Source organism: Chryseobacterium salviniae (genome assembly GCF_035819015.1).
Taxonomy (GTDB): domain Bacteria; phylum Bacteroidota; class Bacteroidia; order Flavobacteriales; family Weeksellaceae; genus Chryseobacterium; species Chryseobacterium salviniae.
The window spans coordinates 1-13,413 of record NZ_JAYLAA010000007.1; the positions used below are offsets into that span (position 1 = coordinate 1).

12 protein-coding genes are annotated in these 13,413 nt (G+C 36.4%); 5 read left to right on the forward strand and 7 right to left on the reverse strand.

Going from position 1 to position 13,413, the window contains the following annotated elements; translation table 11 throughout:
• Positions 1–949: 949 nt before the first annotated feature.
• Both rdgB and SOP96_RS01575 read right to left on the reverse strand, forming a co-directional pair.
• Positions 950–1,522, reverse strand: coding sequence for an RdgB/HAM1 family non-canonical purine NTP pyrophosphatase (gene rdgB / locus SOP96_RS01570; RefSeq protein ID WP_326319478.1), 573 nt, complete (start codon positions 1,520–1,522; stop codon positions 950–952).
• Positions 1,523–1,597: 75 nt separating this feature from the next.
• A complete protein-coding gene (locus SOP96_RS01575) occupies positions 1,598–2,428 on the reverse strand; it encodes a CPBP family intramembrane glutamic endopeptidase (RefSeq protein WP_326319479.1) in 831 nt (276 codons plus the stop codon).
• A gap of 176 nt (positions 2,429–2,604) precedes the next feature.
• Here SOP96_RS01575 and SOP96_RS01580 point away from each other — a divergent pair, with 176 nt between their 5' ends.
• Together SOP96_RS01580 and SOP96_RS01585 are read left to right on the forward strand one after the other, a co-directional pair.
• Positions 2,605–4,200, forward strand: coding sequence for a peptide chain release factor 3 (locus SOP96_RS01580; protein ID WP_326319480.1), 1,596 nt, complete (start codon positions 2,605–2,607; stop codon positions 4,198–4,200).
• Between the two features lie 221 nt (positions 4,201–4,421).
• Entirely contained in the window at positions 4,422–5,342 is a 921-nt protein-coding gene (locus tag SOP96_RS01585) for a DUF4349 domain-containing protein (protein WP_326319481.1), read from the forward strand.
• 237 nt (positions 5,343–5,579) lie between these two features.
• Here the strand turns inward: SOP96_RS01585 and SOP96_RS01590 are convergent, their stop codons facing one another.
• The gene (locus SOP96_RS01590; protein ID WP_326319482.1) at positions 5,580–6,719 is read right to left on the reverse strand and encodes an acyl-CoA dehydrogenase; all 1,140 of its coding nucleotides are present in this window, start codon (positions 6,717–6,719) and stop codon (positions 5,580–5,582) included.
• Between the two features lie 276 nt (positions 6,720–6,995).
• Here SOP96_RS01590 and SOP96_RS01595 point away from each other — a divergent pair, with 276 nt between their 5' ends.
• Positions 6,996–8,774, forward strand: coding sequence for an AMP-dependent synthetase/ligase (locus tag SOP96_RS01595; protein ID WP_326319483.1), 1,779 nt, complete (start codon positions 6,996–6,998; stop codon positions 8,772–8,774).
• A 29-nt stretch (positions 8,775–8,803) separates the two neighbouring features.
• On the opposite strand, the gene SOP96_RS01600 is transcribed toward SOP96_RS01595, so the two are convergent.
• The 4 genes from SOP96_RS01600 to SOP96_RS01615 form a co-directional block, all read right to left on the reverse strand.
• Complete coding sequence (locus SOP96_RS01600; protein WP_326319484.1) at positions 8,804–9,655, reverse strand: GLPGLI family protein; 852 nt, start codon at positions 9,653–9,655, stop codon at positions 8,804–8,806.
• A 68-nt stretch (positions 9,656–9,723) separates the two neighbouring features.
• Complete coding sequence (locus SOP96_RS01605) at positions 9,724–9,942, reverse strand: bacteriocin-like protein (protein ID WP_326319485.1); 219 nt, start codon at positions 9,940–9,942, stop codon at positions 9,724–9,726.
• 481 nt (positions 9,943–10,423) lie between these two features.
• On the reverse strand, positions 10,424–11,200 hold the full coding sequence (locus tag SOP96_RS01610) for a zinc ribbon domain-containing protein (protein WP_326319486.1): 777 nt from the start codon (positions 11,198–11,200) through the stop codon (positions 10,424–10,426).
• 3 nt (positions 11,201–11,203) lie between these two features.
• Positions 11,204–12,301 carry a Nif3-like dinuclear metal center hexameric protein gene (locus tag SOP96_RS01615; RefSeq protein WP_326319487.1) on the reverse strand — a complete coding sequence of 366 codons (1,098 nt, stop codon included), beginning with the start codon at positions 12,299–12,301 and terminating at the stop codon, positions 11,204–11,206.
• Positions 12,302–12,361: 60 nt separating this feature from the next.
• On the opposite strand from SOP96_RS01615, the gene SOP96_RS01620 reads away from it, so the two are divergent.
• Both SOP96_RS01620 and SOP96_RS01625 read left to right on the forward strand, forming a co-directional pair.
• Complete coding sequence (locus tag SOP96_RS01620) at positions 12,362–13,189, forward strand: ion transporter (protein WP_326319488.1); 828 nt, start codon at positions 12,362–12,364, stop codon at positions 13,187–13,189.
• 42 nt (positions 13,190–13,231) lie between these two features.
• Positions 13,232–13,393 carry a hypothetical protein gene (locus SOP96_RS01625; protein ID WP_326319489.1) on the forward strand — a complete coding sequence of 54 codons (162 nt, stop codon included), beginning with the start codon at positions 13,232–13,234 and terminating at the stop codon, positions 13,391–13,393.
• The last annotated feature ends 20 nt before the right edge of the window (positions 13,394–13,413 follow it).

Below are 13,413 nucleotides of genomic sequence, written 5' to 3' on the forward strand. Positions count from 1 at the left end.
TGTTAGGCCTCCCGCTAGCGTTCATCCTGAGCCAGGATCAAACTCTCCATTGTATGTTTGTCTGTCTCTCTCAAAGTTTTTTAACGCTTTAGTTTTTCCTTACTTGGTTGTTATATTGTATGTCAATGATCTTCATTTCTTCCGCTTTCTTACGAAGCCTTCTTTCTGTCAGTGTATGCTCCGTATTTGCGAGTGCAAAAGTAAAAATTATTTTTGATTCAGCCAAATGTTCTGAAGAAAATTTTAAAGTTTTTTTAGTAACCTTAATCCCTCATCCCCTATTCTGCCAATCCAACTCCTGCGCCCCGTTTTACCGGACTGCAAAGATACTCATCTTTTTTTCACCCACAAGTTTTTTTATAAAAAAATTGTAAAAGTTTCTGACTGTACCCCGTGTAAGAGTTTATAATTTTATGCCTCCTAAAAGGCTTCCCTGCGCTACCTACTTCCTTGCGTTTTCAGTGGGGCAAAGATAAAAACTTTATCCATTACAAAACAAGTTTATTTAACATAAAATTTACTTTTAGGTAATATTTAATCGTAACTCCCTGGGAGTACGATGGATTAATTTTATTAAAGAATAGGAAAAAGGAAAAAGGGAGAAGGGAGAACTGGAGGGCGGGAGACCGGTGGCTTACAGTGGATGATTGGGTTTTATGGAAACTTTTAGGTGGGGAAAGTGGGTTTCTCTGCATAAACTGCATTTGGGATAAGGGATATTCTATACGGTTGTTTTTTTAATAACAATTGTGTATTGAAAAGAAAACAAAGAAATATTTAATGTTTAAAATGTTTTTAAGTAAATAGTCATTTTCTTTAGGTTACGGTGAATTTTTTGATTTTATAAGGTTCAAAATTTTGCAGAGTACTTTAACATAGACTATTATTAATATTACTTATTCAATTTAAATCAATCCAAATTTTAACAGATTTAACTCTCAATATTAACCTAATGAGTTTTAAGAAAATCCAGGAACAAATCCAAGGCCTGTTTTCTGTGGCTGATTTTATTTTTATGCTGTGACTCCATTTCGGCAAACGTTTTATCATAGCCTTCAGGAACGAAAATCGGATCGTAGCCGAAACCTTTGAAACCTTTATTTTCATTTAATAGATTTCCATGCACTCTTCCGTCGAAATATTTTGCTCCGCTTTCATCGTAATAGCATAAAACAGTGACGAAATACGCTTTCCGGTTTTCTACACTTTCCATTTCATTCAATACTTTTTCAATATTTTTTGCAAAATCGTGATCACCTGCATACCGTGCGGAAAATATTCCCGGCCTGCCGTCCAACGCTTCAACAACCAGACCGCTATCGTCTCCTAAGCTTGGAATCCCTGTTTTTTCGAAGCAATATTTAGCCTTAATCAAAGCATTGGCATTAAACGAATCCCCGTCTTCCACAATTTCATCATAGATGTTATAATCTGTAAGGCTTTTTACGACAAAATCATTGCCCAAAATCTGCTGAATTTCTTCTTTTTTGTGCAAATTGTGGGTTGCTACCAGTAACTCCATTCTTTTTTTATTTAATTTTTATTTTTTTAAAACGAGAAGACAACAACTTCTTTATCGGTGATTAGTTTTTTACATCTAAATTTCAGAATAATGCACTTTATATTTCTTTGTGAAAAGATAATAAAAGACTGAAAAAAGTATAATGCCACCGACAAGGATCATCCATTCCGGGATTTTGAAAGCATCTGCGAAACTTTCGTTTTTTGTGTAGGCAATTAATATGGTGGAAGATAAATTATTGAAACCATGCAATAACATCGGCAACAGTAAAGATTTTGTCTTATAGTATACCAAACCAAGCACACAACCGAGTAAAACAGCGCCTACAAACTGCCAGGGATTAGCGTGTACCAGACCAAAAATAACCGAAGCAATAATAATGGCATTTACTGGTTTTGTTCCTTTATTGATAAGGCCTTTCTGAATAATTCCGCGAAAAACAATTTCTTCAAAAATAGGCGCACATATTACTGCAGTGATAATCATTACTAACGGGTCATCGGTAAGCTGTTCCATTAATTTTGTAAAAAACTCATAGTATTCCCCAAAGAAAGGTCCTGTTGTGGGTATTTGTGAGGTAATAAATTCTGCAATGAGCATCATCCCGAACATCATCGGAAAAATCAACAGATATGTATAGAAATTAGTGGGCGAAAAATTAAAATTTAGTTTTTTTCCAGTGTTGGGTCTTACGATAAAAAAATCAAAAAAAGCGATGGCAGTAAGAAATCCTGCAGCATTGGAAAGCATAAAAAACCAGTCTTTATATTGGAGGCTTTCCTTAAAAGCAAACATCCAGAAGATATTAAAAAATGATACGGCCATGGTTCCGACAACGAGTCCGGCCACTAGTACAAGCCCGCCCAACCATGTAAATGTAAATTTCGGATACCTGCTGTTTTCCATACTTTATACTCAGATTTATCGGGCAAAGATAAAAGTTTTTGAGAAGTTTCTTTATTGTTTGAATAATGAAGTACAAGAAATATCTGCATTTTTTTAGATAGGCAGATCTTTTTCCTGAATGAAATCATTTTCAGATTCCATTAAAAATTACGATTTTTGCAACTTCAAAATACGATATGTCAGACTTAATCAAAGAAATAGAGAAAAGAAAAACTTTCGGGATTATTTCTCACCCCGATGCCGGAAAGACTACGCTTACGGAAAAGCTGCTTCTTTTCGGAGGGGCCATCCAGGAAGCGGGAGCGGTAAAATCCAACAAAATAAAAAAGGGGGCTACTTCCGACTTCATGGAAATTGAAAGGCAGAGAGGGATCTCCGTGGCAACTTCTGTGCTTGCTTTTGAATACAGAGATCATAAAATCAATATCCTGGATACTCCGGGACACAAGGATTTCGCTGAAGATACTTACAGAACGTTAACTGCTGTAGACTCCGTAATTGTTGTAATAGATGTTGCCAAAGGGGTTGAGGAACAGACGGAAAAACTGGTGCAGGTTTGCAGGATGCGAAATATCCCGATGCTGGTTTTCATTAATAAGCTTGACCGTGAGGGTAAGGATGCTTTTGATCTTTTGGACGAGGTGGAGCAGAAATTAGGTTTAACGGTTGTTCCGCTTTCATTGCCGATCGGTATGGGAAGCGATTTCCAGGGCATTTATAACATCTGGGAAAACAACATCCAGTTGTTTTTGGAAGAGAAGAAACAGAAGGTTGGAGAAGCGGTTAAGTTTGATGATATTAATGATTCTGCCATTGATGAATTAATCGGTGAAAAAGCGGCAGCCACGCTTCGTGAAGAGCTTGATCTTGTACAGTCGGTTTATCCGGAATTTAACCGTGAAGATTATATGAAGGGCGATCTTCAGCCTGTTTTCTTCGGTTCTGCTTTGAATAATTTCGGGGTTCGCGAATTGCTGGATGCTTTTATTGATATTGCACCAATGCCTCAGCCTAAAGAGAGTGATACCCGTTTGGTAAAGCCTGAAGAAAATCAGTTTACCGGCTTTGTTTTCAAAATCCATGCGAATATGGACCCGAAGCACAGGGACCGGCTGGCTTTTGTAAAAATTGTTTCGGGGACGTTTAAAAGAAATGAAAATTATCTGCTGGTAAGAGAGGGCAAAAAAATGAAGTTCTCTTCACCTAATGCTTTCTTTGCCGATAAAAAAGAGGTAGTGGAAGAAAGCTTTCCGGGAGATATTGTGGGATTGCATGATACGGGAAGTTTCAGGATTGGAGATACGTTGACCGGCGGTGAAAAATTAAGCTTTAAAGGAATTCCGAGCTTCTCTCCTGAACATTTCAGATACATCAATAATAATGATCCTTTAAAAGCAAAGCAACTGGCAAAAGGTATCGACCAGCTAATGGACGAGGGAGTTGCCCAGCTGTTTACGCTGGAAATGAACGGCAGAAAAATCATCGGAACGGTGGGTGCTCTTCAGTACGAGGTAATCCAGTACCGTCTGGAACATGAATATGGTGCAAAATGTACTTATGAACCGCTTTCCATGCATAAGGCGTGCTGGGTTGAAGCGGATGAAAAGTCTGAAGAATTCAAAGAATTTGCGAGATTAAAGCAGCGGTTTTTAGCAAGAGACAAATACAACCAATTGGTATTTCTTGCAGACTCATCTTTTACCATCCATATGACGCAGGAAAAATTCCCGAATGTGAAACTGCATTTTATCAGTGAATTTAGGAATGCTTAATGAGAAATCATTAATTTAGATATTTAATCCGTGGAATTTTCTGCGGATTTTTTTTATTGAACATGTTCAATTCATTTGAAAAACAGATTGTATAATCGTTAATTTTATTTTACAAAACCTTCAAAATTAAACCTTTATCAATTTACATCATCAAAACAATCCTTTTACAATCTTTACAATAATTCCACTCCTAATTTTACTTCATCGAAAAAATTAATCGTATGAAAAAATTCATCTTACTTGTTGCCGTATCGGGAACATTCATCATGTGTAAAAAGGGAGAAGCTGCAACATCACAGCTGGAAAATGCTATCGGTTCTGCCGACAGTATTGCTTCGGGCGCTTCGGAAAAAATCAGTGAAATTGATGATCAGGCAAATGCTGCTTTGGATTCTGCGAATGTTAAAATCAAAGAATTTGATGACGCTAAAAATGAGGTAAAAGATAAAATAGAAAGCACTTCCAAAATGGTGGATTCTTTATCTGATAAAATTTCTTCTGTAAAACTGGAATCAAAAGCCGAAAATAAGGATTCAGCAAATAAAAATGAAAAAATTGTGGTAAATGTTCCTGCACCGAAAATCATTAAAGAAACCAAAATCATTTATAAAAATGCTCCCAAGAAAGAAAATCCGGAATTGATTCAGCAGAACAGATTCATCAAAAAAGGAATATTAGAACTTAGCGTAAATGATGCGGAAACGGCAAAAGAAATTGTAAAGGATGAAGTTGCCAAATACAATGGCTTTGTAAGAAGTGAAAGTGTCTCCCTGCAAAATGATGATAAAAAAACCGCTTATCTGAAAGTGAAAGTTCCTGTTCAGAAATTTGATTATCTTATGTCTGACCTCAATTACAATCTGGGAACCGTGGAAAACATGAACATCGAAACTTCCGGCCATGATGTTGTTGAAAACACGATGTGTGAGATCGACATCACGCTTTATGGTCAGCAAGGAGCTGTCGCAGAGGATAAAAAACCTGAAACTCTGGGTGAGCAGTCTTTTGCCGCAATTTCTTCGGGCTGGAGCGTGATTACTTCCATATTCCTTTTTATCCTTCCCCTATGGCCGTTATTTGTTATTGCAGCAATAGTTTATTATTTCTATAAAAAAAGAAAGATTAGTGATAAGAATTCTTAAAAAGTAATATTTCTGATAATTTTAATAATATTTTAATCAGAATCCCGTTATTCCGGAAATCATTATTCCTAATTTTACTTCATTAATTTTATTACGCTAATGATTTAACTTTAATTAAAAAAAGTAATCAAATTAACAGTTAAAACAAACATATTAATTAATATTTTGTGGTTCGTGTGAAAGTAAAAAGGCTCCCATTCTGAGAGCCTTTTACTATTTCATTGTATTGGTAAGCAATTACTTTGCAATGCTTCTTGAGATAACAATCTTCTGGATTTCAGAAGTTCCTTCGTAAATCTGGGTAATTTTAGCGTCTCTCATCATTCTTTCCACGTGGTATTCCTTTACATAACCATATCCACCGTGGATCTGTACTGCTTCAATCGTCGTATCCATTGCCACCTGAGATGCATATAATTTTGCCATCGCACCGCTTTCTGAGATATCTTTTCCGGCATCTTTTTCTACCGCAGCCTTGAAGCAAAGCATTCTTGCCGCCGTGATCTGGGTTGCCATATCCGCCAGTTTGAATGCGATTGCCTGATGATTGATGATTTCTGTTTTAAAAGCCTTTCTTGTTTTAGCATATTTTAATGCCAGCTCATACGCTCCTGAAGCGATACCTAAAGCCTGTGAAGCAATCCCGATTCTTCCTCCGTTCAGAACAGCCATCGCAAAATTGAACCCGAAACCGTCATCCCCGATTCTGTTTTCTTTCGGAATTTTAACGTTATTAAAAATCAAAGAATGCGTATCGCTTCCTCTGATTCCCAGCTTGTCTTCTTTAGGCCCGATTTCAAATCCTTCCCATCCTCTTTCAACGATGAAAGCATTGATTCCTTTATGTTTTTTCTCAGGATCTGTTTGTGCGATTACAATATAATATGTTGCTGTTCCGCCATTCGTGATCCAGTTTTTGATACCATTCAATAAATAGTAATCTCCTTTGTCTTCTGCGGTTGTTTTCTGAGAAGTGGCATCGGAACCTGCTTCAGGCTCAGACAATGCAAAAGCTCCGATTACCTGTCCGCTTGCCAAAGGTGTCAAATATTTTACTTTCTGTTCTTCAGAAGCAAATTTTTCAAGTCCGGCACATACCAATGAATTGTTTACAGACATTACAACGGCAGCAGAAGCATCAATTTTTGCGATCTCTTCCATGGCCAACACGTAAGAAACACTGTCCATTCCTGCACCGCCATATTTAGGATCTACCATCATTCCCAAAAGCCCCATTTCACCCATTTTCTTTACCTGTTCTGCAGGAAACTTCTGGTCGCGGTCTCTTTCTATTACTTCAGGTAATAATTCGTTTTGTGCAAAATCCCTTGCTGCCTGCTGAATCATCAGCTGTTCTTCCGATAAATTAAAGTCCATAAAAATTGAATAATTAGATGGTCGCTAATTTACACTTTTTGATTAAATCTGAAAACAGAATTGAAATTTAAGTCTTATAATCTGGAAATCAGCCATTAAACAGATTTCAAAAAATAAATACATTGATTAAAGTTTTGTTAAATTTTAAATAAAAAATCAAAAACAGCAATATGTAATACAGCAAAATTTTCAGTAATTGTAAATTTCAGAATGTGGTATTGCTAATTAAAAAAAATGCTTATATTTAAAATCCTTTAACTAATTACTTATACCATCATGACTATAAAGAGATTATTCGATATCCCCCATTATGCTTTAGAAAACTATCCTAAAAACGATATGTTTGTAACGAAGTATCAGGGACAATGGAAGAAAACGTCTACTCAGGAATTTATCAATGAGGCTAATAAAATTTCACGCGGGCTTTTGAAACTCGGTATTAAACCTGGAGATAAAATTGCGCTCATTACCACCAATTCCCGCACAGAATGGGCTATAATGGATCTTGGGCTTTCCCAGATCGGAGTAGTTTCCGTGCCGGTTTATCCAAGCATTTCACCGGAAGATTACGAATTTATCTTTACGAATGCCGAGATTAAATATTGCTTTTTATCTGATAAGGATCTTTTGAACAAAGTAACAAAAGTAAAGCATAATATTCCTTCGCTTCAGGGAATTTTCACGTTTGAAAATATCAGCGGAGCAGCCAACTGGAAGGAAGTGCTTGACCTTGGAGAAGACGATTCTACACAGATTGAGGTTGAAGATCTTTCCAATACGATCAATCCGGAAGATCTGGCCACGATTATTTATACTTCCGGAACTACCGGAAAGCCAAAGGGAGTTATGCTAACGCATCACAATATCGTGTCCAATGTTTTAGGCTCCATCCCGAGAATCCCGAAAAGGAAAAATCTTGATTATAAGGATACAAGGATATTAAGCTTTTTGCCGATCTGCCATATTTTTGAGAGAATGCTTTTTTATCTTTTCCAATACAACGGTTTCTCGATTTATTTTGCGGAAAGCATTGAAAAAATGGGGGAAAACGTAAAAGAAGTAAAGCCGCACTATATGAGCGTCGTGCCAAGGCTTGTGGAAAAGGTTTATGATAAAATCTATGCAACAGGTTCTTCGGCTGGAGGCCTGAAACAAAAAATATTTTTCTGGGCTCTGAATCTTGTTTCTAAAAAGAAAACGGTTTCCAAACCTTCGGGATTGCAGGAAATTATAGCGGACAAGCTTGTTTTCAAAAAATGGCGTGAAGGACTGGGCGGTGAAATTATCACGCTGGTTTCCGGTTCCGCTGCACTTTCCACAAGACTCAACCTGATTTTTCAGAATGCCGGAATCCCTATTCTGGAAGGATATGGACTTACGGAAACTTCACCGGTTATTTCGGTAAATGCCTTCGGGAAAATGAAGATAGGAACGGTTGGGCTTCCTTTAGACAATGTTCAGGTGAAAATTCAGGAAGACGGAGAAATTACCGTGAAAGGGCCTTCTGTTTTTAAAGGGTATTTTAAAAATGAGGAAATGACAAAAGAAGTTTTTACTGAAGACGGATTCTTTAAAACAGGAGATATCGGGCATATTGACAGTGATGGATTCCTTCAGATTACCGACCGTAAAAAAGAGATGTTCAAAACTTCCGGAGGAAAATATATTGCTCCTCAAACTATTGAAAACCTTGCAAAAGCATCGAAGTTTATCGAGCAGATTATGGTAGTTGGTGATGGTGAAAAAATGCCTACTGCACTGATACAGCCAGATTTTGAGTTTGCTAAAAGCTGGGCTCAGAGAAATAACCTTAATATTGGTTCTACACCACAGGAAATTGCCAACAGTAAGGAGCTTAAAGAAAGGATTGAAAAAGAAATCGAAAGTACGAATGAACATCTCGGAAACTGGGAACAGATCAAAAAAATTGAGCTTACCCCTGAAATCTGGAGTATTGATTCCGGACTTTTAACCCCTACTTTAAAGCTGAAAAGAAAAGCGATTAAGGAGAAATTCATTGATCTTTACAATAAAATGTACGGACATCAGGAATAAAATAGGAACCGCTTCTCTGAGGCGGTTTTTTAGTTTTCCAATTCTAAGGGATTTTTATATTTTTCATTTTCCTCTCTTGCTTTCTCTCTTTGCTTTATCATTTCCTCCCCTTTTATAATCGTTGTTCCGTAGCTTGCCAGAACAGCTGCAGCATTTTCATCTGCTGTTTTTTGTGCCTGTTTTAATTTAGCCTGCGTTGTTTCTATAGCTCCGGTATATCTGCTTTTTTTAATATTAATGAACTTGCCTTTCAGTTGAGAGGTGGGCAGTGATTTTACCAGTTCAAAGTCAAAATCCTCTTTTTCGTCTGTTATTTTGATGATTAATCCCGGCAAACCGCTAAATTTCATAGGACCATACGGAAGCGGGATTTCCGTAGCATACCATGCAATCCAGTTTCTTCCTTTAAACTTCACTTTCGCTTTTTTACAGGTAATGGTATTAATTATTTTGGTTTCATCTGCAAGCTCCCAGTTTGATATTACAGGTTGCTTGTAGGTAAATAGTGACATTGCTGCGGAATCAAAATATTGTACATTTTCATTGGTCTGGATGATGGTAAAGTTGAAATTTGTCTTTGGAATAACCACCTCGTCCTTATAGCTAAGAGTTATACTACCATCATAATTTTTTGTCGTAACTCTTAAATTTTCCATTACAGAATCTCCTTTCAATGATGTAGCACTTGCAAAAAATGCACGTCTGTTTCCTACCTGTAAGGTGAATAATTCTTCATATCGATTGTCTGTTCGTTTATCGAACTTAGCTCTTAATCGATAGGTAAATTCGGCTCTTAAACTATCCTCTTTGTATGATTGAGTATAATATACTACACTGTATAATAATATTAAAAGTTGAAATATTTTTTTATGGTAATTCATAAGAGCTATCATTAATCTATAAATACACTTATAGTAGAATAATTCCCACTATAAGTGCTTAATTTGTTTTAGTTAAGATTAGATGCTAAATGTTGAGCATCAGACCCCGAATAAGTAGGAGTTTTACAGTAATTTTTTTCAATTTCATCAACCCAAGCATTTGCTTGTTCAGCGGTCCAATTTTGAGTAGTTGTTGCTGTAAAACCACATTTGGTAACTGCAATCCAGACCTGTCCTGCCTTTACTGTTTTAAGGTCTTCACGGGTTAATTTTTTAAATTTTTTCATTTCTTAAATAATTTTTTTTCACCTACTTATTTTGCTAAAAATTCAACAGTGAAACTCCGGCTTTCCCTTCGGAGACAGGTTTTCGGTTTAGTCCTGCCCTTCTGTTGCAACATATTTTAATAATGAATCAACAATGAATATTAATCCAATACCTTTCATTTATTTAACAACTTGAGAAGATAAGCGATTGTGTTTTTCGGGAGTAAATATAAAAAGAAATCAAATGCTAAAAACAATAATTCTTTGTGATGAGAATTATATTCTTGACTTTATTACTTTTTAACTTTATTTATCCATTTAGAATTCATTATGAATGTAAATTGTCATTCGGAGCGTAACTTATTACAGTATAGAATTTCAATTTTTCAACATGTTCAATGACTTCTTGAACAAAAGATTGCATCGTCGCAACGCTCCTCGCAATGACACAAAAAAAGCTGCCTCAAATGAGACAGCTCTATATTCTGAAAAATCGTTGTTATTAAAACTTAATGACCGATTTCATTTTTTCGTTTTCTTCCATTACCAATTCGTCATCCACAAGAATTTTTCCTGAATGCTCATCAATAATGATTTTCTTTCTCTGAGCGATTTCCATCTGCTTTTGAGGGGGAATCGTGAAGAATGATCCTTTTGGTGCCCCTCTTTCCAATCCTACTACTGCAAGACCATTTGGAGAATTGGTTCTGATTCTGTTGTACGAAGCCAGCAATCTTTCGTCGATTTTAGCAGCAAATTCTTTAGACTGCTCAATAAGATATTCTTCTTCTTTCTGAGTTTCAGAGATTAAGCCTTCCAATTCTTCTTTTTTGAATTTCAGGTGGTTTCTAAGATCGTCGATTTTTGCGTTCAGCTCATCCAGCGTTTCGTTTTTGTGGCTGATTTTAGCGCCGAATTCTTTGATTCTTTTTTCAGCAAGCTGAATTTCAAGCTCCTGATATTCAATCTCTTTGCTTAATGCTTCAAACTCTTTATTGTTTCTTACATTATCCTGCTGAGATTTGTATTTTTCAATTAAAGCTTTTGCATGGTTGATAACTTCATGCTTGGTTTTGATCTGATCATCCTGATCTTTGATCTCTGCATGAAATTTTTCAGCTCTTTTCTCAAGACCTTCGATTTCAATTTCAAGATCTTCTACTTCGATTGGCAATTCTCCTCTTGTATTTCGGATTTCGTCCAATCTGGAATCAATGATCTGCAAATCGTATAAAGCTCTTAACTTTTCTTCAACTGAAATATCGTTGGTTTTTGCCATATTTTAAATGAAATAATTTACCGGGTTTGTTTTCTCAATAGATTTTGAGATTGCAAATGTACTAAATTTTTGTGAAAAAATTTCAAATAATTGTTGAGTAACAAATTGTTCTGATTCGAAATGGCCGATATCGCAAATCATCATTTTCGATTCGGCAAGGAAAAAATCATGGTATTTTACATCACCTGTGAGATAAGCATCACATTTTTTGGAGATTGCAGACCTGATGCCACTTGCTCCCGAGCCTCCCAGAACGCCTACTCTTTTTATGTTTTTGCCTGTGAAATCAGAATGCCGGATGACTTGAAGATTAAATTTTTCTTTAACAAATTTCAAAAAAACCACCTCATCCATTGGTTCCTGAAAATCTCCGTACATGCCCAGGCCGGTATAATGATTCGTGTTATCCAGACTGTAAATCTGATGCGCCACCTCTTCATAAGGATGCGCCGATTTCATTGCAGCAACCACCTGTCCCTGTTTGTATCCTTCAAAAATAACGGAAATCATATCTTCATCTGCATTCTCCCGGATTCCCTGCTGCCCAGAAAAGGGATCTGAACCTTCTTTCGGGCGGAAAGTTCCGTTTCCGTTTACGGTGAAGCTGCATTCATCATAAAAACCGATACTGCCTGCTCCTGCAGCGAAAAGCGCTTCCCTTACTTTTTCAGAATATTCTTTCGGAACGAAAACGGTGAGCTGCTTCAGGTCATTCTTTTTAGGCTGGAGAATTTTAAGGTTTTTAAGTCCGAGCTGCTGACAGATTCCGGCATTAACTCCAAAAAAATCATTGTCGAAAGCAGTATGAATGGCGTAAATGGCCACTTTGTTTTCAATGGCTTTAATAACTGCTTTTTCTACATAATTTTTGCCTGTTAACGATTTTAACCCTGAAAAAATAATGGGATGAAAACACACAATGAGATTACAGTTTTTATGAATTGCCTCATCAACCACATTTTCAAGGGCATCGTGGCAGATCAGAATCCCGCTTACATCACGGTCCCAGGAACCACAAAGTAGTCCTACATTATCAAAATCTTCTGCCAGCTGTAGGGGAATCCGCTTTTCTATTTTTGAAATGACCTCTCTGATTTTCATTTTATTCTGTATGTTTGTTACGAAAGTAAGGATAATTTGTTATATTTAAAAAAACGTTAAATGGAAAGAGAACATAATCTTGTTCCGGAAGATGCATGGTGGAAACGGTATCTCTACAGAATTATTTACCGCTCTGATACGAAGCTTGGAAAATTGTTTGATATCATTCTTCTATTGCTTATTTTAATAAGTACCGCTATTATCATGATGGAAAGTATTCCTTTGCTTGATAAAAGGTACCATTATACGTTTCTTATCCTGGAATGGATTATTTCCGTTTTATTCTCTATAGAATATGCTGCAAGAATTGCTGTCGTAAAAAATAAACGCCATTATGTTTTCAGCTTTTTCGGCATTATTGATTTTTTAGCGTTGATTCCGTTTTATCTGAGTTTTTTCTTTCCGGTTACCAAATATTTTCTGATTTTCAGGATGCTGAGAATGCTTCGGGTTTTCAGGGTATTCAACCTGATGGATTTTATGAATGACGGTTTTGTCATTGTAAGGGCATTAAAGAACAGCTCAAGAAAAATTTATATTTTCCTGTTGTTCCTGATCATCTTTTCGGTAATTGTGGGTTCCATGATGTTTATGGTGGAGGGCGGAAGGCCCGGGTTTGAAACGATCCCGCAATCTATTTACTGGGCGGTGGTAACTGTAACTACTGTTGGCTATGGTGATGTTTCTCCGATTACGCCTATGGGAAAGTTTTTTGCAGTCATCCTTATGCTCGCCGGTTATTCCATCATCGCTGTGCCTACAGGAATAGTAACCGCGGAAATGCGGAATAAGAGACAGAATCTTGAAAAGATATGCGATCGTTGTGGAAATGAAGATATTGATGATGATGCGAGATACTGTAAACAATGTGGCAAGAAATTAGCTTAGTGTAAAATATTATAATATATCTATTAACTAAATACCAACATCATGGAACCACAAAAGAAAAATAAGCCCAACACTTTAGTAGTTATACTGTTTTCTTTAATTGTATTAATGGTCATTATTTATTTCATTCTCGTTACTTTCTTCCCTGCGGTTTTTGAGAGTCTTAATACCGGAGATTTACAACCTGTTCCTGAAAACAGATAATTTAATTAAAATTTTCACTG

Bases quoted from the DNA above. Each gene is read 5' to 3' on its own strand.
- rdgB (WP_326319478.1), bottom strand. From the start codon at position 1,522: ATGGAGTTACTGGTAGCAACCCACAATTTGCACAAAAAAGAAGAAATT.
- SOP96_RS01575 (WP_326319479.1), bottom strand. From the start codon at position 2,428: ATGGAAAACAGCAGGTATCCGAAATTTACATTTACATGGTTGGGCGGG.
- SOP96_RS01580 (WP_326319480.1), top strand. From the start codon at position 2,605: ATGTCAGACTTAATCAAAGAAATAGAGAAAAGAAAAACTTTCGGGATT.
- SOP96_RS01585 (WP_326319481.1), top strand. From the start codon at position 4,422: ATGAAAAAATTCATCTTACTTGTTGCCGTATCGGGAACATTCATCATG.
- SOP96_RS01590 (WP_326319482.1), bottom strand. From the start codon at position 6,719: ATGGACTTTAATTTATCGGAAGAACAGCTGATGATTCAGCAGGCAGCA.
- SOP96_RS01595 (WP_326319483.1), top strand. From the start codon at position 6,996: ATGACTATAAAGAGATTATTCGATATCCCCCATTATGCTTTAGAAAAC.
- SOP96_RS01600 (WP_326319484.1), bottom strand. From the start codon at position 9,655: ATGAATTACCATAAAAAAATATTTCAACTTTTAATATTATTATACAGT.
- SOP96_RS01605 (WP_326319485.1), bottom strand. From the start codon at position 9,942: ATGAAAAAATTTAAAAAATTAACCCGTGAAGACCTTAAAACAGTAAAG.
- SOP96_RS01610 (WP_326319486.1), bottom strand. From the start codon at position 11,200: ATGGCAAAAACCAACGATATTTCAGTTGAAGAAAAGTTAAGAGCTTTA.
- SOP96_RS01615 (WP_326319487.1), bottom strand. From the start codon at position 12,301: ATGAAAATCAGAGAGGTCATTTCAAAAATAGAAAAGCGGATTCCCCTA.
- SOP96_RS01620 (WP_326319488.1), top strand. From the start codon at position 12,362: ATGGAAAGAGAACATAATCTTGTTCCGGAAGATGCATGGTGGAAACGG.
- SOP96_RS01625 (WP_326319489.1), top strand. From the start codon at position 13,232: ATGGAACCACAAAAGAAAAATAAGCCCAACACTTTAGTAGTTATACTG.